The 21,627-nt window shown below is 30.3% G+C and carries 21 protein-coding genes; 7 read left to right on the top strand and 14 right to left on the bottom strand.

All coding sequences use genetic code 11. The features are described from left to right. Positions 1–71: 71 nt before the first annotated feature. From E4J94_RS11885 to truA, 3 genes are all read right to left on the bottom strand, one after another. Positions 72–488: a hypothetical protein gene (locus tag E4J94_RS11885; protein ID WP_135836025.1), complete on the bottom strand. Its 417-nt coding sequence runs from the start codon at positions 486–488 to the stop codon at positions 72–74. A gap of 77 nt (positions 489–565) precedes the next feature. After that, positions 566–2,326 carry an ABC transporter ATP-binding protein gene (locus tag E4J94_RS11880; RefSeq protein ID WP_246034318.1) on the bottom strand — a complete coding sequence of 587 codons (1,761 nt, stop codon included), beginning with the start codon at positions 2,324–2,326 and terminating at the stop codon, positions 566–568. Beyond that, entirely contained in the window at positions 2,313–3,068 is a 756-nt protein-coding gene (gene truA / locus E4J94_RS11875) for a tRNA pseudouridine(38-40) synthase TruA (RefSeq protein ID WP_135836023.1), read from the bottom strand. The genes E4J94_RS11880 and truA overlap by 14 nt, the downstream gene beginning before the upstream one ends. Positions 3,069–3,102: 34 nt before the next feature. Here truA and E4J94_RS11870 point away from each other — a divergent pair, with 34 nt between their 5' ends. Continuing rightward, the gene (locus tag E4J94_RS11870; RefSeq protein WP_135836022.1) at positions 3,103–3,594 is read left to right on the top strand and encodes a metallophosphoesterase family protein; all 492 of its coding nucleotides are present in this window, start codon (positions 3,103–3,105) and stop codon (positions 3,592–3,594) included. Beyond that, positions 3,591–4,034: a flavodoxin family protein gene (locus E4J94_RS11865; RefSeq protein WP_135836021.1), complete on the top strand. Its 444-nt coding sequence runs from the start codon at positions 3,591–3,593 to the stop codon at positions 4,032–4,034. Before E4J94_RS11870 ends, E4J94_RS11865 begins: the two co-directional genes overlap by 4 nt. A gap of 8 nt (positions 4,035–4,042) precedes the next feature. Here E4J94_RS11865 and E4J94_RS11860 read toward each other — a convergent pair whose 3' ends face one another. After that, on the bottom strand, positions 4,043–5,077 hold the full coding sequence (locus E4J94_RS11860) for an alpha/beta hydrolase (protein WP_135836020.1): 1,035 nt from the start codon (positions 5,075–5,077) through the stop codon (positions 4,043–4,045). Positions 5,078–5,167: 90 nt separating this feature from the next. Here E4J94_RS11860 and E4J94_RS11855 point away from each other — a divergent pair, with 90 nt between their 5' ends. Next, on the top strand, positions 5,168–5,890 hold the full coding sequence (locus E4J94_RS11855) for a YqjF family protein (RefSeq protein WP_135836019.1): 723 nt from the start codon (positions 5,168–5,170) through the stop codon (positions 5,888–5,890). 4 nt (positions 5,891–5,894) lie between these two features. On the opposite strand, the gene E4J94_RS11850 is transcribed toward E4J94_RS11855, so the two are convergent. From E4J94_RS11850 to E4J94_RS11835, 4 genes are all read right to left on the bottom strand, one after another. Further along, entirely contained in the window at positions 5,895–6,377 is a 483-nt protein-coding gene (locus tag E4J94_RS11850; RefSeq protein WP_135836018.1) for a GNAT family N-acetyltransferase, read from the bottom strand. A gap of 81 nt (positions 6,378–6,458) precedes the next feature. Next, positions 6,459–7,652: a tRNA 2-thiouridine(34) synthase MnmA gene (mnmA, locus tag E4J94_RS11845; RefSeq protein WP_135836017.1), complete on the bottom strand. Its 1,194-nt coding sequence runs from the start codon at positions 7,650–7,652 to the stop codon at positions 6,459–6,461. 64 nt (positions 7,653–7,716) lie between these two features. After that, a complete protein-coding gene (locus tag E4J94_RS11840) occupies positions 7,717–9,033 on the bottom strand; it encodes a Na+/H+ antiporter NhaC family protein (RefSeq protein ID WP_135836016.1) in 1,317 nt (438 codons plus the stop codon). A 164-nt stretch (positions 9,034–9,197) separates the two neighbouring features. Further along, entirely contained in the window at positions 9,198–10,064 is an 867-nt protein-coding gene (locus tag E4J94_RS11835) for a cupin-like domain-containing protein (RefSeq protein ID WP_135836015.1), read from the bottom strand. A gap of 291 nt (positions 10,065–10,355) precedes the next feature. Here E4J94_RS11835 and E4J94_RS11830 point away from each other — a divergent pair, with 291 nt between their 5' ends. Beyond that, positions 10,356–12,509, top strand: a complete 2,154-nt coding sequence (locus tag E4J94_RS11830) for an OmpA family protein (protein WP_168801868.1) — start codon at positions 10,356–10,358, stop codon at positions 12,507–12,509. A gap of 103 nt (positions 12,510–12,612) precedes the next feature. On the opposite strand, the gene E4J94_RS11825 is transcribed toward E4J94_RS11830, so the two are convergent. Then, positions 12,613–13,818 carry an RsmB/NOP family class I SAM-dependent RNA methyltransferase gene (locus E4J94_RS11825; RefSeq protein ID WP_135836013.1) on the bottom strand — a complete coding sequence of 402 codons (1,206 nt, stop codon included), beginning with the start codon at positions 13,816–13,818 and terminating at the stop codon, positions 12,613–12,615. A 54-nt stretch (positions 13,819–13,872) separates the two neighbouring features. After that, positions 13,873–14,295 carry an acyl-CoA thioesterase gene (locus E4J94_RS11820; protein WP_135836012.1) on the bottom strand — a complete coding sequence of 141 codons (423 nt, stop codon included), beginning with the start codon at positions 14,293–14,295 and terminating at the stop codon, positions 13,873–13,875. A 362-nt stretch (positions 14,296–14,657) separates the two neighbouring features. On the opposite strand from E4J94_RS11820, the gene E4J94_RS11815 reads away from it, so the two are divergent. After that, positions 14,658–16,790, top strand: coding sequence for a Tex family protein (locus E4J94_RS11815; RefSeq protein WP_135836011.1), 2,133 nt, complete (start codon positions 14,658–14,660; stop codon positions 16,788–16,790). Positions 16,791–16,800: 10 nt separating this feature from the next. Next, a complete protein-coding gene (locus E4J94_RS11810) occupies positions 16,801–17,232 on the top strand; it encodes a DUF4844 domain-containing protein (RefSeq protein ID WP_135836010.1) in 432 nt (143 codons plus the stop codon). Between the two features lie 66 nt (positions 17,233–17,298). Here E4J94_RS11810 and E4J94_RS11805 read toward each other — a convergent pair whose 3' ends face one another. Beyond that, on the bottom strand, positions 17,299–17,802 hold the full coding sequence (locus E4J94_RS11805; RefSeq protein ID WP_135836009.1) for a DUF2314 domain-containing protein: 504 nt from the start codon (positions 17,800–17,802) through the stop codon (positions 17,299–17,301). Between the two features lie 42 nt (positions 17,803–17,844). Next, the gene (locus tag E4J94_RS11800) at positions 17,845–19,233 is read right to left on the bottom strand and encodes an HTTM domain-containing protein (RefSeq protein WP_135836008.1); all 1,389 of its coding nucleotides are present in this window, start codon (positions 19,231–19,233) and stop codon (positions 17,845–17,847) included. 72 nt (positions 19,234–19,305) lie between these two features. Between E4J94_RS11800 and E4J94_RS11795 the strand changes: the two genes are divergently transcribed. Beyond that, entirely contained in the window at positions 19,306–19,707 is a 402-nt protein-coding gene (locus E4J94_RS11795; protein WP_135836007.1) for a thiol-disulfide oxidoreductase DCC family protein, read from the top strand. 443 nt (positions 19,708–20,150) lie between these two features. On the opposite strand, the gene E4J94_RS11790 is transcribed toward E4J94_RS11795, so the two are convergent. Both E4J94_RS11790 and E4J94_RS11785 read right to left on the bottom strand, forming a co-directional pair. Then, the gene (locus tag E4J94_RS11790; protein WP_135836006.1) at positions 20,151–20,831 is read right to left on the bottom strand and encodes a TPM domain-containing protein; all 681 of its coding nucleotides are present in this window, start codon (positions 20,829–20,831) and stop codon (positions 20,151–20,153) included. Positions 20,832–20,847: 16 nt separating this feature from the next. Next, complete coding sequence (locus E4J94_RS11785) at positions 20,848–21,624, bottom strand: M48 family metalloprotease (RefSeq protein WP_135836005.1); 777 nt, start codon at positions 21,622–21,624, stop codon at positions 20,848–20,850. Positions 21,625–21,627 lie beyond the last annotated feature (3 nt).

Here is a 21,627-nt window from a genome sequence, read left to right as displayed (position 1 = left end):
ATCATAAATCATAATTTAATCCATAAAAAAAGCTCGAATAAATTCGAGCTCATCATTAAATATAAATTTAATTATTTGTTTAATTGTTTCTGAATTTCAGCTGTCCAATCTTGTAATTTTTTTGCGTCTTCTGGCTTCAATGTTTGTGTAAAACCTTGTAATTCTTTTTGGAAATCTACTGATTGTTTTGTCAATTCAGCTAATTTATTTGCGTCACCAGCAGTCGCAGCTAATTTCATATCAGCAGCCCATTTGTTATATTTTCCAACAAATTCAGTAATTTTTGGATCAGAAAAAGTTGGTAAATCTTTTGCTACATCAGCAACTTGATCCATCGTTTCTTTTCCTGCCTCAACTTGTTCTTCTACTGTATTTGCTACATTTTCTTGAGTGCTTTCTACTTTTGCATCTACTTTTTCTTTTTCAGATTTACAAGAAGATAAAGAAACTACACCTAATACTGCAGCAGCTAAAAATAATTTTTTCATTTTAAATTAGAGTTTTATAGTTAATATTTTTGATTGTACAATTTAAACAATTCTAACGATTTATTTTTGTTAAAATTTTAATTTTCTTTCGAAAACTGGACTTCATATAAATTGGCATAATAACCTTTTTGAGCCAACAATTCGTTATGTGTACCTTGTTCAACAATCATTCCATTATCCATCACAATAATTTTATCTGCGTTTTGAATCGTAGCCAAACGATGCGCTATAATAATAGATGTTCGACCTTGTGTTAATTTATCCGTTGCTTTCTGAATTAATTCTTCCGACTCTGTATCAATAGAAGAAGTTGCTTCATCTAAAACCAAAATTTCTGGATTGTAAATATACGCTCGCAAGAATGAAATCAACTGTCGCTGACCTACAGAAAGTGTTGCACCACGCTCGCTTACTTCGCTATAATAACCTTTTGGTAATGACATGATAAAATTATCAATTCCAATAATTTTTGCTGCATTTTGAACTTCTTTCAACGAAATATTCTTATTTCCTAAAACAATATTGTCGTAAATCGTTGTATTAAATAAGAAAACATCTTGTAAAACAACCGCTACGTGCTGACGAAGATTTTTCAAATCCATGTCATAAATATTGACATCATCTATTTTTATCGTACCAGAATCAATATCATAAAAACGACTCAATAAATTAATAATTGTGGATTTCCCTGCTCCTGTCGCACCTACAATTGCTATTTTTTCGCCTGGTTTTGTCGAAAAAGAAATTCCTTTCAATACCAAATTATTCGGAACATAAGAAAACTTCACATTTTCAAAATCGATTTTACCTTTTACATGATCTAATTTTATTGTTCCATTATCTGGCAACGTTTGATCATCATCGATAATTTTGAACACTCGATCTGCCCCTACCAAACCACGCTGAATGGTATTGAAACGCTCAGCAATTGCTCGCATTGGCGCAGTTAACAACGTTACATATTGTGTAAAAGCAATCAAATCTCCAACAGAAACATCTCCATAAACAGCTGTTCTAAGACCTCCAAACCAAATCAAACTTCCCGTTGCTAAAGCCGAAATAATATCGACAACAGGAAACATTAATGAAAAATAGAAAACTGTTTTTAAATAATTTTTCTTTAAATCATTATTAATTGAAACGAATTTATTGTATTCTGCTTGCTGACGATTAAAAACCTGAATAATATTCATTCCTGTTAATCGTTCTTGAACAAACGTATTCAACTTCGCTACAATTGTACGTTCTTCTTGGTAAACATTTTTCAATGCTTTTTGGAATAATCGTGTAATAATCATCATCAATGGAAGAATAATAATCACCACAGTTGCCAAAACCCAGTTCATCCAATACATCACAAAAACGATGAAAACTATTTTCAATACATCGCCCAACATCACTAAAATTCCATCATTGAAAACCTCAGCAATTGTTTCAATATCAGAAACTGAACGTGTCACTAAAACTCCATTTGGTGTTTTATCAAAGTAACCAAGTTTAAATTTGATCAAATGATTATACAAACGAACACGTAATAAACGGATAACTCGCTGTGCAACAACATTCGCTAAATAAACCATAAAGAAGGACAAAATTCCTTCGAAAACTAATACCAAAGCTAGTTTTACAATTTGCATTTGAAGTCCAGGCAAATCTTTTGTCTGAATATAATCATCAATAATATTTCCCGTTAAATACGGACGATAAACAGAAAAACACGCACTAAAAACCGCCACAAAAACTACTGACCAAAACATCACTTTGCTTTGCGCCCCAATTTGTAAAACACGTTTTAATCCATTAAAATCAAACGATGTATTTTCGTTATTTGAACTCATTTTTAAATAATTCTTTTGGATACTGAACATCTACTAAATACAATCCTTGCGCTGGCGCAGAAGCCCCAGCCGAAGAACGTTGTTTTTGTTCAATAATTTCTTCAAAATCGTGGATAGAAATTCTTTCTAATCCAACTTCTACTAATGTTCCAACAATTGCACGCACCATATTTCGTAAAAAGCGATCAGCTGTTATTTGAAAAACCAATTGCCCGTATTCATTTTTTCGCCAAAAAGCCTCTCTCACATCGCAAATATTTGTTTTCACATCGGTATGTAATTTAGCAAAACTTCCGAAATCTCCTTGCTTAATTAACAATTTTGCTGCTTCATTCATTTTTTCCACATCCAACTCTCTATTAAATATCCAAGCGCTATCAAAAGCAAAAGGATCTTTGAAAGGTGAAATAAAATAATTATACGAACGAGAAGTTGCATCAAAACGAGCATGTGCTTCATCATCCATCAAAAATAAACGATAAGTGGCTATATCTTTTGGTAAAAAAGAATTTAATTTTTTGATTAAATCAACCGACAATTCATCATCATAATCAAAATGAATAAACATCTTTTTTGCATGAACACCAGAATCTGTACGCCCTGCACCGACAATCGAAATTTCTTTTCTTAATATTTTAGACAATCTATCTTCAATAACTTCTTGAACTGAAATTTGATTGGGTTGAATTTGATAACCAAAATAATTTTTTCCGTTGTATGCTAATTCTAAAAAATATCGCAATTGTTGTAAATTTGAGCAACAAAAATACAACCTTTTGAAGAAAATTCTTTTACTTTCGGACACGCATTCTTATATCGACGATAGAATTTTGGAATATGCGCAACAAGCAGACGAGATTTGGCACGCTGGAGATATTGGCGATATTTCTGTGACCGATAAATTGGCTGAAATAAAACCATTGCGTGCTGTTTATGGAAATATTGATGATAATAAAGCTCGCGCAGAATTTCCGCTCAACAATAGATTTACGTTAGAAGGTGTTAATGTTTGGATTACGCATATTGGTGGTTATCCAGGAAAATATAATCCTGCAATTCGAAAAGAAATCACAGAAAATCCTCCGAAATTATTTATTTGTGGACATTCACACATTCTAAAAGTAATGCCAGATAAACAATTGGGTTTAATTCACATGAACCCCGGTGCAGTTGGTAAACATGGATTTCAAAAGGTTCGTACGATGTTACGTTTTGAATTAAACGAAGGAAAAATTGAAAACTTAGAAGTAATTGAATTTAAGAAATGAACAAACAAATCATTATAAACGGTTCTCATAATAAAAATGGAAACACAACTAAATTAATTCAGGAAATTTATCCTGAAATAACAACTTTAAAACTGATTGATTATACTATTGAAATTTATAATTATGATGAAACTTATTCTGACAAAGATCAATTCTTAGAAATCATCAACCAGATTTTAGAATTTGATGAAATAATTTTCGCAACTCCAGTTTATTGGTATTCAATGAGCAGTTTGATGAAAATATTTTTTGATCGACTAACTGATTTAATTGGTTCTCAAGAAACTATTGGACGAAAATTAATGGGTAAAAAAGTACGTGTTATGACAACTTCTATTGGAAATCATTTGGATGATAAATTCTTTTTACCTTTCGAAGAGACAATGAGTTATATGCACTTAGAATTTCTTGGCGGAAAACATTATTTAAAACAAAAATAATACTTACTTTACTTTGCTAACTTAAACTCTTTCAGGATAGAAATAAATTTCGGATTAATGATATACTCTCTAAACTCGTGCGAATCTTGTCCAGAAAAATCTGTTTCCTCTAAGAATGTATAATTTTTAGAAAGCTCATTAAATAAATCTTTTTTGTAACCAAAATCTGTTGCAATCAAATTTTCAGATAAAAAACCAATCTTCCCTTTACCTAGAACATAATCTGTATTATTGATTGTAATATGCATTCGTTTTAACTGTGGTGAAAAAACTTTCAATTGATTAGCATCTGTTGTAAAGTCTATCTTTCCTATTGCAGGTGCCAACATTATACTATAAATTTTGTTGTTATTTTCTAGCAAAACTTTTGCATTCGTAAAATCGACATGATGTGCATTTTCAGCTCGTTTTATTTCACTTCCTCTCAACGATGGATTAACTAATGAGCTTAGAACTACCGAAGCTCCACGACTATGCGAAATCAAATATACTTCTTTATTATGGATTACATTTAATATTCTACGAAGTCCAAAAACTCCTGCCATCTGACTATTTGTCGTTGCACTTACCCAAACTTTTGCAGCTCCAAAAAGACTTTCGTTCACTAATCCATCCCAATAAAAGTTAATCACTTCATCTTTTGATGAGTTAATATTCATATAAGTTTTGGCCTTATTATAATTTTTTAAACTAAATAAATAATCATTATCAATCCCATGTACAAAAATGATTATACGTTTTTTATTTTTAACTCTTTTTTCAATATTTTTCAAACGCAAATCTTCATAATTAATCAATTGATCTTGAAAATTATTTTCTGTTGCAATTTTCATTAACGAATAATCTCTTCTACTTGCATTTTTAGGTGGCTTCCCATAAGACTTTAACCAATTATCTGGATAAAAATTTCCATTTTGATCAACAAATGAACTTGTTGTATTTGGTTGAATAAAATTATTAGGATTTTGCGAAGTAGGAACATTATGAATTGCAGCACATGATGTTAATAAACTAATCATCACGATATAAAACAAGTTTTTCATATGATAAAAATTGGTATGCGAAGTAACTACATTTTTCGTTATTTCACAATAGATTTAGTATCTTCAACCAGAAGTTTAACAAGGTTTTAAGTGAAATATACTATCAAACAAATTTTAGAAGAAACAAAACATCGTAGTTGGAATTATCCAACAAAACGATGGAAGTATTACCAAGAATGGAATAAAGCATTATTCTTTCATTACAAAATTGATGTTAGTATTCTAAGAGAATTAGTTCCAAAAAATTTAGAAATAGATGAAATAAATGGTTCTGCTTGGATTTCACTTGTTGCTTTTACAATGGAAAAAATTCGACCTCGTTTCTTACCTCCTTTATCTCCTATTTCCGACTTCGATGAAATTAATTTGAGAACTTATGTAACAAAAGATGGAAAACCAGGTGTTTATTTTTTATCAATTGAAGCAGGAAAATTATTATCTGCAATTATCGCAAAATCATTATCAGGTTTACCTTACGAAAAATCGATTATTAGTAGAACCGAAAATTCTTATCAAGCTAATCATCCACAACGAAATTTCTCTTTTTTAGCAGATTTTCATGTTGGAATGAAAATGAAGCATAAAACTGATTTAGATTTATTTTTAACAGAACGTTATTGTCTTTATTTAAATGAAAATAACTTCTTATTTCGTTATGAAATTCAGCATTTACCTTGGAAAATTAATCAAGTTGAATTAGATTTTTTGAATATTGATTATCAAATAAATAACTTAAAACTTAAATCTAATCCAAATTTAATTCATTATTCAGAAGGTGTTCAGGTTTTAGCTTGGGGAAAAGAAAAACTGTAACAATTTAAAGTTTTTTCTTTAACAGATGTTGAGATCCATTATACCATTCGCGTTGAGATCCATCATCAATATAACCAACTTTTAAATATAAATCGTAAGCAGATTTATTTTTGAAATTAACAGCTAAAACCAATTCATCAATCGTAGGGAAATTATCTCTTACAAAGTTATCAACCAATTTCATTGCTATTTTTCCATAACCTTTTCCTTGATAAATTGGATTAACTGACAATGAACGAACTAATAACGAATTTTCATTCTTTGTCAATTCTAATTTATCATCTCCATAATCTAACACAAAAAAGCCTATTGGTTTATCATTTAATAAAATTGTAATTGGTTTTGCATAATTATCTGTTCTTTCTTTCAGCCGCTCGAAAGTTTCGACAGGCAATGCTGTAAAAGTTTTCTGTTCGTCTGATAAAGTATAATTTAATAAACCTTCATAATGCTTCAGTTCTGTATGCTTTAGTCGAATCTCACCCATAATTATTTATTTCTTAAATAAATGTACAAAAAACGCTCAAGAAAATCTTGAGCGTTTAAGAATATAATCAAATTTATAATTCTAATTATTAATAACACCAGAACCTAAAAGTTCGTCATCAACATACCAAGCACAGAATTGACCTTCTGTAATCGCAGATTGAGGATTCTCAAATTCTACATACATTCCGTTTTCGGCTTTGTGTAAAATTGCTTTTTGCAAAGGTTGACGGTAACGAATACGTGCCGTCACTTCCATTGTTTCGCCCGCTTTTAAAGTTAAATCTTCGCGAACCCAATGTACTTCCTCTTCTTTTATAAATAAGGCTTTCTTCAATAAACCTGGGTGATCAGCACCTTGACCTGTGTAAATAACATTTGTTTCTACATCTGTATCAATAATAAACAAAGGTTCTACTTTTCCTCCAACTCCTAATCCTTTACGTTGACCACGAGTGAAATAATGTGCACCTTGATGGTTACCTACAATTTCTCCGTCTTCTTGTTTGTATGAGAAACCTTTTGCTTCGAAATCTAATGCTTCGTATTTATTTGCAAAAGTTGGAATTTCTCTTTTATACCCTTTCCAATCTTTGGTTATTTCGACAATTACACCTTCTTTTGGTTTTAATTGTTGCTGCAAAAATTCGGGTAAACTAACTTTACCAATAAAACATAAACCTTGCGAATCTTTCTTATTCGCTGTAACTAAGCCTTGCTCTTGCGCAATTCTTCTTACTTCTGGTTTTTCTATATCTCCAATTGGGAATAATGCTTTGCTTAATTGATCTTGCGACAATTGACACAAGAAATAAGATTGATCTTTATTGTTATCATTACCTTTTAACAATTGAAAAATCTCTTTTCCATTTTCATCAATTGTAGAAGTTTTTCGTGCATAATGTCCTGTTGCTACGTAATCTGCACCAAGCTCTAAAGCTGTTTTCAAAAACAAATCGAACTTGATTTCTCGGTTACACAACACATCAGGATTTGGTGTTCTTCCTTGCTCGTATTCATTGAACATATAATCTACAATACGTTCTTTGTACGAATCAGACATATCAATTACCTGAAAAGGAATATCTAATTTTTTAGCTACCAACAAAGCGTCTGCACTATCTTCTATCCATGGGCATTCATCTTCCAACGTTACCGATGCATCGTTCCAATTACGCATAAATAATCCGATCACATCATAACCTTGCTCTTTTAGCAAATAGGCTGTAACACTTGAATCTACTCCTCCAGAAAGTCCTACGACAACTCTTTTCATCTTAAAAAATTTCAGTCTACAAAGTTATAAAATAATATCCGACGAATGATTATCCTACATCAATCTATTTTTTGAATGATTTTGGTTGAAAAAATAAGATAAAAATAAGCGTACAAATTCCAGTTAAAAATGGATAGTATAAGTTAGATAACACATCAACCGAAGAAACCCTTGTTGCACTTGAAATTGTATTTGCAGCAGCAACAGCAGCCAAAACTTGTGCTCCATAAGGTAAGATTCCTTGTACAAAACACGAAACTGTATCCAAAATACTCGCCACACGTCTGCCTTCTAAATCGTGATGATCAGAAATATCTTTTGCAATTTTACCACAAATCAAAATTGTAATCGTGTTATTTGCCAAACAAGCATTCGCCAAAGCTGTAAGTGATGCAATACTCATCTCAGCTTGACGTTTTGTTTTGATATTTTTAGTTAAATGATAAATAATAAAATCTAAACCACCATTTAAGCGAATAATTCCAACGATTCCTCCAATTATTAAACAAATAATACTCAACTCAAACATACCTTTGAAACCTTCATTAATTGAAGAAACTAAATCTAATAATGGAATGCCAGAATAAAACAAGCCAATTCCAAAAAATGATAGAATTCCTACAATCAAAGCCCAAATCACATTAATTCCTGACATTGCAAGTCCAAAAACTAATAAATAAGGTAAGATTAAAATCAAATCAAAATCTAACTGTTTTCCTTGGAAATTGCTTGTGTCAAAATGTTGAGAAAGCGAAAAATATATAATTGTCGAAACAATAGCTGCTGGAACTACTATTCTAAAATTAGTTTGAAATTTAGATTTCATGCTTACTTCTTGCGTACGAGTTGCAGCAATTGTTGTGTCAGAAATAAACGATAAATTGTCCCCAAACATGGCTCCACCAACTACTGCTCCTAATAAAATAGGCATAGAACCTGGAATCATTTTATCCATTTGCACCGCAATTGGTGCTACTGTTACAATTGTACCAACTGAAGTTCCTAAGGCTGTTGAAATAAAACATGATAACAAAAAGAATCCTGCAACAATAAAAGATGCTGGAAGATAATTCAAAAATAAATTAACTGTTGATTCTACTGCTCCAATTGTAGAACCTAAGCTTCCGAAAGCGCCAGCTAGAAGAAAAATTAAAATCATCAACATAATTGTTTCTTCACCTGCATTCTTACAAAAAGCTTCTGCTTTTGTATGAAAAGATACTTTCGGAAACTGAACAAATGCTATTACCAACGCCAACATGAATACAACCAATGCTGGAACTGAGTAAAAGTCATTTAAATAAATAGATGCCGAGAAATAGACAAGTATAAAAATAATCAAGGGTAATAATGCCCAAAAATTTCCTTTTTTTATAATCATTTTACTTAAAATTCAGAAAAATATCCTGCAAATATCTTTCGAAATTTCATAAGATGAAAATTTAATATTTATTGATTTATAAGTTTTTAGAACAGTATAATAAAAAAGGAATATCTTTCATAAGACATTCCTTAATTTAGATTTTTTTTCTATAAATAATATTTTTAACGTGTAATTAATTTATTTGTTTTTGTAATAGCTCGTTCATTTTTTTCTACAATCCACGCTTGTCCTTTTATTTTACGCATAATATTATCATAAGTACGCATCAAAAAAATGTTATAAATCGCTTCTGATAAATTTTTTGGTTTATGTGCTAATGATCGTAAACTCATGGAAAATCCTGGAGTCAGGTATTTCATATAATGCCACCAACCTTCTGGCATGTAAAGCATTTCTCCATGTTTCAAATCAGCAACCATGGGATTAATATTTTTCAAAGCTGGCCATTTTTCAAAATCAGGATTATCAAAATCAATATCTTCTCGACAAATTACTGAATGAGGAATTTTGTACATATATTTTGTATCCTCTGGAGGAACAATAATACATCGTTTTTCTCCTGCGAAATGAAAATGTAAAATGTTAGCTAAATCAATATCATAATGCATAAAAACATTAGATCCTTCTCCTCCAAAAAATAACATTGGCATCGATTTAAAAAGATTTAATCCTAAATCAGGCATCTTATAATCCTTTTGCAACTGAGGAACTTGACTCATTAAATTATATAGAAAAATTCGTAAATCTGTAGGTTTATTTTGAAGTAAATCTACATATTCAGTCATTTTCATCTTTGCAATTGGTTCATTTACTTTCTTTGTATAATCAACCGGATCATTATTATATAAAGGGACAATTTTGTCTCCTGCAACTTGTTTTATATACTCAAAATTCCACTTTTCATACGCAGGCCAATCCTCTGTAATTCGCTCTACTACAACTGGTTTTTGAGGTTTAACGTAATATTTCTGAAAATCTTTTGCAGAAATACTTTCTACTCTTTCAACTTCTGTGAAATTAAAATTCATCTTTTATGTAAAATAAAGTGCAAATTTACTTAACTTTTTTGTTAAATCTGAATTATGCAATTATTAAACCAATCTTTCTTAGATATGATTCAATAATTAATTTTTGATTTGATAATTTATTAAATATACATTAAACTTTACAATAACTAATGATAGAAAACACATCAATTCTTTCATTATCTTTACATTGTAAATCTATAAACCAATAAATTGATTACGAAAAATCTATATTTTTTAATTTTACTTTTCATTCTGAATACGTTTTGTTCAGCACAACAAACTTTTCCGTATTTGGAACTTAAAAACGAGGAAGATTTTGAAAAAATTGAGGCTATTACTCTCGAAAACAATTATAATTTTCATCATTTATTGGGAAATTTGGGTCATAATTTTACTTTTCAAAACAATTCTTCTGAAGAAATTTCAGCTAAATTTATTTATCCTTATCAACCTTCGCAAAATGTGTACGAATTAAAAGCTTTTGTTAATGATAAAGTTTTCGAAATTCAATCCAAATCGATCGTAGATATTCGAAAAGAGTTAAAAAACATTGATGCTTCAACAATTTTTAAAAATCAACAAAACAATCAAGTTTTACAATTAGATTTAGGAGGAATTCCTGCGAATGCAATAATTAAAATTCAACTAAAAATTTCGAAAATTGTTGAAGAAAATAGTTTGAATTACCAAGTTTCATTTCCAGAACTTATCGTGAAACGAACAGAATCTTTTACGCAAATTCATCGTTGGAACAATCAATTGAATGGTTTTCCAAAAAATATAAATTCAACCATTCATCTTTCTGGAAATTTCCCAATTGATAAAATTGTTTCTGATTTAAAGTTTTCAAAGGAAAACGATAAAAATTATGTTTCAGAAACTTCATATAAAAAGATTCCTACTATTCAATATTCTTATACAAAAAATGAGCTACAAACAGGAATTGAAACATTTACCGAAAATGGTTGTGATTATATATTAGGAACAATTGAACCTGCAAATAATTCTTCTAAATACAATGCTCCACGAGAATTTTTGTTCGTTTTGGATGCTTCTGGTTCGATGATGAATCAACCAATTGAAACCACCAAAAAATTGATGCATCAACTTCTTCCAAATCTAAACGGAACAGATAAATTTAATGTGTTGGTTTATTCGACGAAAAATGAATTATTTTTTAATTCTTCTCAATTTCCAACCAAAGAAAACATCAATTTAGCTTTAGAAAAGATTAACTCTTTGAAAGGAAATGGAGAGAAATTATTAGATGAAGCAATAGAACAAATTCAGAAAAATCCTTTTGATAAAAATTATAAACGAGTAATTGCAATTATTTCTGATGGAGCAATGAATTTGAATGAAAATGTTTATAATTCTCTTCGAAATTATGCAAAAGATACACAATTTATAACTTTAGGAATTGGAAAAGAATTGGATTATCAAGCGATGAATTTTATTAGTTTGGCAACAGGAACGCTTCCTATTACAATAAATGAATTAAAAGAATTGCATCAAAAAATTCTTCTATTTCAGCAAGCTGTTTTGAATTCTTCTATTTATCATCTCAAAGTTCAATCGTCACAAATCAACCTTAACGAAACATTTCCGAAGAATTTTAATACGTATTTAGCTCAAAATTCAGTCAATTTTGTTTCGCGTGATTGTAATCGTCGTTATCCAAAAAAGATTGAAATTATTGGCAATCAATCGAACCAAAATTTCACTCAAAATTTTGAGATTAAACAACCAAATCAGAGTGAATTTACAGAAGCTATTAAGTTTTATTGGGCAAAACAAAAGATCGATTATCTCTTAAAAGATGAAGAACGTTGCGGTGAAATGTGCAAAAAAGATGGACGATATCGAAAAGAAATTGAAAAAATTGGAACTGAATTTAACATTTCAACACCTTATAATTTATTGATCCAGAAAGGAAATTTAGAAAACTTCAACAATGATTATGATACAGATAACGATGGAGTAATGGATGTTGAAGATGAGTGTCCTTATACAAAAGGAGATCGTTTTGGAAATGGTTGTCCAGAAAGCAATTTAAATGATAAAAAGATCGGAAATTATGTTCAAGATTATTCCAATTATTTGATGGAAACAGTCGAATTCGATTTTGATAAAGCAGTAATCAGAGCTATTGATTATCCAAAATTGAATGAAGTTGTTGCAATTATGAAACGAAATCCATCACATCATTTTATCATCGAAGGTCATACAGATGCAGTTGGAACAGAATCTTACAATTTCGATTTATCACAACGAAGAGCAAATGCGGTTTTGAATTATTTGGCAGAAAAAGGTCTGAATAAAAATCGATTTTCAATTTCTGCCAAAGGCTTTTCGGATTTGAAACACAAAGAATGTGATCCTGCCACAAATTGTATTGATTGGAAAAATTTTGAGAATAGACGAGTGAGGTTTAGGATTAATTAGGAGTTATAAATGATGAGTTATTAATTATACTTGGATTTCATATTTATATTTAAGAAAAAACCTCGAATAAATTCGAGGTTTTGTATCTTATATAATTATTAGCTTAAGAAATTCTTTCGATCAAAGCCATGTAGAATCCATCATAATTAGTTTGAGATGGATAATGCATTTTATCTGAAACCATTTTATAATTTGGATGATTTTTCAAGAATTTCTCAACTTGTTGCTCATTTTCTTGTGGTAAAATAGAACAAGTTGCATAAACCATCATTCCACCAACTTTAATAATCTTAGAATAATCAGCTAAGATTTTTTCTTGCGTTGCTAAAATTTCGTCAATAAATTCTGGTCTTAATTTCCATTTTGCATCAGGATTACGTTTCAAAACTCCCATTCCAGAACAAGGCGCATCAATCAACAAGCGATCAGCAGAATTCTCCATACGCTTGATTGTTTTTACTTCAATCACCTTTGTTTGTACATTTTGCACATTGTTACGTTTTGCTCGACGTTTCAATTCTTTTAATTTCCAATCGTACAAATCCATTGCAATAATTTGTCCTTTGTTTTCCATCAAAGCGGCTAAATGCAATGTTTTTCCTCCTGCACCAGCACACGCATCTACCACACGCATTCCTGGTTGAACACGTAAATATGGCGCGATCAATTGCGATCCTGCATCTTGAACTTCGAACCAACCATTCTGAAATTCATCTGTACGAAAAATATTTGTTTTCTCTTCAAGCTCTAAAGCATCTTGATATTTCGATAAAACTTTCGTTTTTATTCTACGCTCTTTCAACGCTTTTTGTAAAGTTTTACGATCCGTTTTCAATGAATTTACACGTAAAACTGTTGGCGCTTGCGAGTTCATTGCATGCACTTCATCTAACCAACGATTTCCCAAAGACTTCTCTCCTAACTCGAACATCCAATCTGGATACGATTCTGCAACCGCAACATTTTTAGACGAATTGTGATGTCTTTTCAAGACTTCTTTTGGATAGATTTTTTGAAATTCTTCCCATTTTGGTAACGTTTGTTCTGGATCTAAAGCAAACCAAGTTCCAACAAACTCCCAAATTGTATCAGGAGAAAGCGGACGGCTCATTGCACCTTCAACCAAACGTTTCCAACGAACTAAATCATAAACCGTTTCCGCAATAAAAGCACGATCACGCGCTCCCCATTGCTTGTTCGATTTCAATGTTCGCTCAACTTCTTTATCTGCATATTTTCCTTCGAAGAAAATTTGTTGCAATGTGTCGGTAACTCCGACAAATAAATTTTTATATGGTAAAATCTTCATAACTCGGTGCAAATTTACAAAGACTTAAATGATTAGCGTAATTAATTTATAAGATTATACAACTTCGAAAAGATCTTTTATCTTTTGAGGAACCTCAACCACTTTATTTTGCTGATAATCGAAGGTTACAATTCCTGTTTTTGCTTTTGCAATTAATTTATCTTCTGTAGAAATTTTATAAATAATATCAAAACTAACACGAGAGAAATCTTGCACACCAATCTCAATCAACAATTCATCGCCATAAAAAGCTTGATTTTTATACTCAATCGCAACATCTCCCATAATCACACTTACACCTGCAAAATCTAATTCTGAATAACCATAATGTTGAAAAAACTGAATTCGTGCTTCATGTATAATGGATAATACTTTATCGTTTGCCAAATGATTTCCATAATTGAGATCAGTTATGCGTACTGGTATTATTGTTGAAAATAAAAATTTGTCTGAAAAATCTAATTTTATACGAGCCATTCTGTAGATATATTTGCTCAAAGATAAGAAACTTGTATAAAAAAAACGGGTTTAAGCTCCTCAGCTTAAACCCAATTGATTTTTAAAAAAAACTTACACTAGTAAGCATAAATTTAACATTAAAAAAAATCAATCTTACTCTCTACTACCTGAGGTCAAATTTAGAAATAATTTAATAAACTCCAAAACTTTTTAGAAAATTTTTATTTTTTTTTTTTATTTAAAACAAGACTCTTACTTTTTTACTGAAAACTTCGAACAATTAGTGATTAATTCCTTTTATAAAATACGACCTATATAAATAAATGTTACTCTTTTTTATATTTATTAAAAATAGTAATTTGCAAGTCCAAACATTTAACATGAATTTGATTCAATACATTCACCAACATATAAATTCTATTTCAGAAAAATCAATTAACAATACCATAAATTGTTTAAACGACGATAATACAATACCCTTTATTGCAAGATATAGAAAAGAGTTGACTGGAAATTTAGATGAAGTTCAAATTTCTACTATCAAAAAGCTCCAATCTCAATATGAAGAAATTGTTTCTCGAAAGGAATTTATATTAAAAACCTTAGAAGAACAAAATCTACTAACAAATGAATTACAACAACGTATTCAGAAAAGTTTTGATTCAATTCAATTAGAAGATTTATATCTTCCTTATAAAAAGAAGAAAAAAACACGTGCTGCAATTGCTAAAGAAAAAGGTTTAGAACCTTTGGCTAAAATCATAATGAAACAAAATAACATTCCTGACTTAGAGAGTTTAGCAATAAAATATTTAAATCAAGATGTCACAAGTATCGAAGATGCTTTCGCGGGCGTACAAGATATTATTGCAGAATGGATTAATGAAAATGAGTATGTTCGTCATCGTTTACGAGATATTTATAGAAAATCTGCTTTAATTGAAAGTAAACTTGTAAAATCTAAAATAGAAGATGAAGATTCAACCAAATATTCGAATTATTTTGAATACGAAGAGCCTTTAAAAAAAATTGCTTCACATCGTCTATTGGCTATTTTAAGAGGTGAAAACGAAGGTTTTTTAAAAGTAAATATATCAATTGATAAAAAAGAAGCCTTCAAATTTTTGGAGTATACGTTGATCAAATCTATTCAACCAGAAGTTTCGTGGATTATTGAGGAAGCGATAAAAGATGCTTACAAACGACTTTTAGCTCCTTCAATCTCGAATGAAGTGTTGAAAGAAGTAAAACAAAAAGCAGATGAAACATCGATAAATGTTTTTTCAAAAAACTTAAATCAATTGCTTTTAGCTCCTCCTTTGGGAGAAAAAAGAATTTTGGCAATAGATCCAGGTTACAAATCAGGTTGTAAAGTTGTAGTTTTAGATGAGCAAGGTGATTTGTTACACAACGAAAACATCTATCCGCATGCGCCACAAAATGAAAAAACGCAAGCTATCAAAAAATTAAAATCGCTTGTCAACGCTTATAATGTAGATGCAATTTCGATTGGCAATGGAACAGCTTCTCGCGAAACAGAAAATTTGGTTCAGAACATTGCATTTGATCGTCCGCTAAAAGTTTTTGTTGTGAATGAAGCTGGTGCTTCGGTTTATTCGGCTTCTAAAATTGCACGCGACGAATTTCCAGATAAAGATGTTACTGTTCGCGGTGCTATTTCTATAGGTCGTCGTCTACAAGATCCTTTGGCAGAATTAGTAAAAATCGAACCAAAATCAATTGGAGTTGGTCAGTATCAACATGATGTCGATCAAACATTATTAAAAAATGAGTTGGATGATGTTGTTTCTTTCTGTGTGAACAAAGTTGGTGTAAATCTGAACACGGCAAGTAAACATTTGTTAAATTATGTTGCTGGAATTGGTGAAAAAATGGCTGAAAACATTGTAGAATATCGAAGCGAAAATGGTGCGTTTAATTCGAGAAAAGAGTTATTAAAAGTTCCTCGTTTGGGCGAAAAAGCATTCTTACAAGCTTCTGCTTTTTTACGAATTCCGAATGCTAAAAATCCATTAGATAATTCTGCTGTTCACCCAGAATCGTATGCACTTGTAGAGAAAATGGCCAAAGATTTGAAAGTTGATTTGAAAGATTTAATTCAGAATAAAGAATTGATTAATCAACTTGATTTGCCCAAATATATTACCGAAAAAGTAGGTTTGCCGACTTTGGAAGATATTAAAAAGGAATTGGAAAAACCTGGTTTAGATCCGCGTTCTACAGCCAAAGTTTTTAGTTTTGATCAACGATTAAACAAGTTTGAAGATTTACAATTGGGAATGAAAGTTCCTGGAATTATTAATAATATCACCAATTTTGGCTGTTTTGTAGATATTGGAATTAAAGAAAATGGTTTAATTCATATTTCTAAAATTTCGAATGAATTTATTTCTGATGTGAATTCAAAAGTGCATTTAAGTCAACAAGTTGAAGTAACTGTAATTGGAATTGATACAGAAAAACGTAAAATTCAATTGTCTTTGATTGATTAAGGAAAATAATATGAAGACAATTTCAATTCTATATTTTGTACTATTTAATTTAAGTATTTTTTCTTGTGCACAAGAGAAAAAGATTAACAAAGATTCTCAAAAAATGTTTACAGAATTTACTCAAAAAGATAAGTTTAATAAAGATGAATCTCTGTTTTATCCTGGGTTAGAGGATAAAAATATTCAATCTAATTTGACAAAAGAAATAAATAAACTTGCTAAAACATTCGAATCTATTCAAAGTAGTAAAAATTCCAGTAGCGATTTTTATCTTAAAGCAATTGAAAGTAGTTTAAAAGCGATTGAAAAATATGATTTAGATACAGAAGATCGAACAAGAGTTACAAATTATATCGAAGAATTAATGGATATAGTTGAATTAGAAAGTTCAAACGGACTTCTCAATAATTATGTTTATGGTTTTGATCCAACAAAAAAATAATTTCAAAATTAAAAGGCAATCTTTCGTTAGATTGCCTTTTTTATTTTATTATTTTTTGAGCAGAAATTAATCCTCAAATTTTACTTTATATTGTTTATCAAACTCTTTTTTCTGCGCATCAGTCATTTTACTACGCATATATTTTATTGTAAATCCACCAATCATTTTATCACCTTTATAATACATCCAATCCGATAATTTAGTTGGATCTATCACAATTGTATCATTGTGTTTTATCAATTTTGTGTATTGCGGAACGTTGTCAACAATTCCTTTTAATTGATCGTTATCCGAATATACATCACGAATCCAAATATGCTCTTTTTGTGTCGCATTCGGAATATCATACATTTGTTTTACAATAAAATTAGTTGTTGTAGTATCTTTCATCGACAGCGCCAATTTGAAATCATCAAACGTTTGTTGCGCTTCTTTCCCAATACTATCCAAATCTTTTTGTTCTTGCTTTTGCTTATCCAAACCTTTGTAAGCACTTACTCCATTATCTTCCTTATTACCACAAGAAAATAATAAAGCCGAAAAAGCTATTGCGAATAATGTATATTTCATAATTGTATTTCTTTGATTGTTGTCCTATAAAGTTACATAAATTTATTCAAAATAAGATAAATTCAACTCTTTTGGTGTTGGCTGAATCCATTTTTGATGTCCAAAATAACTCCAAGTTGTGTAAGCTAAATTGTAATTTGGATTTGTAAATTGATAATAATCGCTGCCATTGACAGAAACTTTCGCATCCACAAAAACTTTGACATCATTCACACCATTTTTCGCATAATCATACTTTACATAGCGTGCAAATTGCCACATCATATCCGGACTAACAGCCATTTTTGACATTTGTTTAAAGGTTAAATATTTAGTCAAATCTACTTTTTCACGTTTCAAAAATTTGCCTTTTTTCTGTGGATCTGGTTTCGAAACATAAACTTCAATTTCACCAGATTTGTTACGCAACATCATTCGCCAAGCCATACGATGACCTTCCTCTGTCCAAAAAACATTTCCTGGAATAAAATAATGACGAACAGGTAAATATATTTGCCAAATCACATAGAAAAATATCAAATAGGAGAACATTACACGACGTGTTGTCAATAAATTATCATCATCTGAACGATCCATCATAAATGATTTTTTAGGAAAGACAACTTCCTGTATTTTAGCGGGATCGAAAAAGAAAATCATCATTGCTAATGCAAAAAAAGGAAATATTCCTATTCCAAAAACAGCAGAATTAAAAATATGGAAGAATATAGCACATTTAAAGGCAGTTCCACGTGTTCTATCCATTAACATTGCAGGAATAATCAATAAATCGAAAAAGAATCCGCCCCAAGCAAAAACTTGTGCAAACTCTAAACTACTTACAACTTTTCCTAAACCAACAAGATTATATTTTATCGTCAATAAATCGCCATATTCATGGAATTTCATTTGTAAAAAAACACCGTTAAACCAATCTGGATAAATCTTCGCAAAAGCGGCAAAAGTGTATACTATCAACAACTGAATAATGAATAAAGTTGGTACCCAATTGCGCATCGTTAGGCGTTTTATTTTTGGAAAAATTAAACTATCAATCGAAAAGAAATGATGCGCAGGAATTATTGTCATCATCCACGAAACTAGCATAAACAGATAATAATGGTTGTTGTAGCTTGTCTTTTGCATGAAATATGTCAACGACCATAGAATCGAAAATACGATAATAGAAAATCGGTAAGCAAAACCAAACACGATAAACCAGCCTAAAACTCCCATGAGTACGTACAAATAAATCATATTTTGTCCCAAGAAAACATTGGTCCATTCGAATCCGATGAACGAAAATGTAATGTGCGGTTCAACAAAATTTGTTTGTACCCAACCTGTAAAAATGGCTCCCCAACATTCTGCAACAATTAATAAACCAAAGATTATTCGGAAAATCACAAGTGGAGAATTATCAACTTTTCGGAATAAATATTCACTAAACATGATTGATTGTTAATTTTGGCTAATTTAAAAATAACCTTTAGAGTTTAGCTACTTTTAGCGTATATTTATTGTATGAAAACGAGGAAAATTATTTTGTTTGATGGAATTTGCAATTTATGCAATCAATCTGTTCAGTTTGTAATTGAACATGACGATAAAAATCAATTTCAGTTTGCTTCATTACAATCTGATTTTGGACAAAATTTCTTGAAAGAAAATAATTTAGACGCCACTCAATTTGATTCTGTCGTTTTTATTGAAGATGATAAATTTTATACCAAATCATCTGCTGCACTTAAAATTTCGAAATATTTGGACGGAATAACTTCTTGGTTGACTATTTTTATGATTGTTCCAAAACCTTTGCGTGATGTGGTTTATAGCTTTATTGCGAAGAATCGCTATCGTTGGTTTGGAAAACAAGAAAGTTGTTGGCTTCCCACTCCAGAATTGAAAGCGAAGTTTTTAGATTAAGTTTTAAACTTCTTGATTCAAATAGTTTTTTATTTTTTTGAAAAGCATTAACCAAAAATAAAAAGTCAAAAAAAGATTTATGACTACAATTATCAAGAGAACAAAGTTTCCATTCAATATTGTTGAATCTATTTCTCCCATTTGAATTAAAAAAAGCGAAAAATAAGCAAACAACAAATAAAATGATAATACTCTATATTTCCTTTTTGAAAGAATGCTAATGAATAAAAATAGTATTGTTATCAATCCTAAACTATAAATTGAAACTTCATCTTCACCACCAGAAGATTGTAATTGGGAAGTATAATAAAAATCATTTCCTTGCATATAGCCTAATCCATCTGTGTATTTAATAAATAAAAAACAACAAATGACTTGAGCAAGATATAAAACTTCAAGAAATGAAAAATGGACTTTCAATTTATTAACTCTGTTTAATTTATTTAATCTTCTGCAACTATTTTTTCATTAATTTTTACAATAGCTTCATTGATTCCTTTAAAATACTTTTCCTCACTAAATTTTGGAACAACTACCTCATCAATTAGCTTTTGAGAAAATTCGTCAGAAATTATATTTCGAGCAATCTTATTCGTCGAAATTCTAACTTCTCTTGATTTTAAATTAAACACAATTATCATACTTCCTTTTTGAAACAGATCCGAACTATTATTATTAAGAATTGAAAATGAATAATCTATTATATTTTCATTTGGAAAATAATCATCTGTAGAAATTATAAATAGCTGAAAACGATTGGTCTTTTGAATTTCCTTTAATTGTTTTTCAAGTTTTGCTAAATCTTCTCTATTAAAGACTTTTTCTAAATCAACAACATTTGAAAACGGAACCAAAGAATAATTCTCTATAAAAGGAAATTCAGTACAATTTTTAATCAAACTCTTTTGTAAATTGAACTGAAAAACATTTACATCTGATATTAAAAATTTATCAGCATCAGTTTTAATGTAGTCTATAAAATCAGGGAATTTTATTTTTCCTGATAATGATTGATCTTTTGTAATTGATTTACAAATTCCTTTGCTGATTTGATCATAATCTTGAGCATGAGAAAATGTAATATTTGTGAATAAAAGAACTGATAAAAGTATTTTTCTTATCATTACAATGAATTAAAATCTACTGATTTCTATATTTCTCAATAGCAGCTTTTATTTTTTCGCGACGATTTGATGGCGATGGATGTGTACTCTGAAATTCTGGAACTTGGCTTCCTCCTGAAGCTTCTTCCAAAATATCCATTACACCAATCAATGCTTCAGGATTATATCCTGCCTGAATCATAAATCGAACGCCCAAATCATCAGACTCCAATTCATCATCACGACCATATTTCATATTCACCATATTCGCCACAACTTGCGCATAATAAGCCGAATTTGCATCTCCAGCTGCCACACCTGCCGCTCCTGAAATTCCTTGCGAAAGCTCTTGTTTCGACATTTGTTCTGCACTATGACGCGCAATAACGTGACCAACCTCATGTCCCAAAACTCCAGCCAATTGATCTTCGTTTTGCAAACGTGTCAACAAGGCTTCGGTAATAAAAATTGGTCCACCAGGCAATGCAAAAGCATTTACAGTACGATTATCTGCCAATACATAAAACTGAAATGGATAATTCGTTTTATGCGCATCACTATTATTAACCACTTTCGCGCCTACTCGTTTTACAAGTTCTTGGTATTGCGCATTCCGAGATAGTCCACCAAACTCTTGAGCCATTTGCGGAGCCGAATTAATTCCCATCGCAATCTCATCTTCTTTGGTTAATGAAATATATTGCTTTTCACCTGTAATTTCATTGACTTCCGAAGAAGAAAAATATTTTATAACAGAAAAAATAACAATTGCTGCTGCAATTATTAATTTCATCGACGTCCCGCCCTTTTGCATATC

Source organism: Empedobacter tilapiae, from assembly GCF_004785645.1.
GTDB classification, from domain to species: Bacteria; Bacteroidota; Bacteroidia; order Flavobacteriales; family Weeksellaceae; genus Empedobacter; species Empedobacter tilapiae.
Note: the sequence above shows the minus strand (reverse complement) of the source record. Positions and strands in the feature narration are given on the sequence as shown.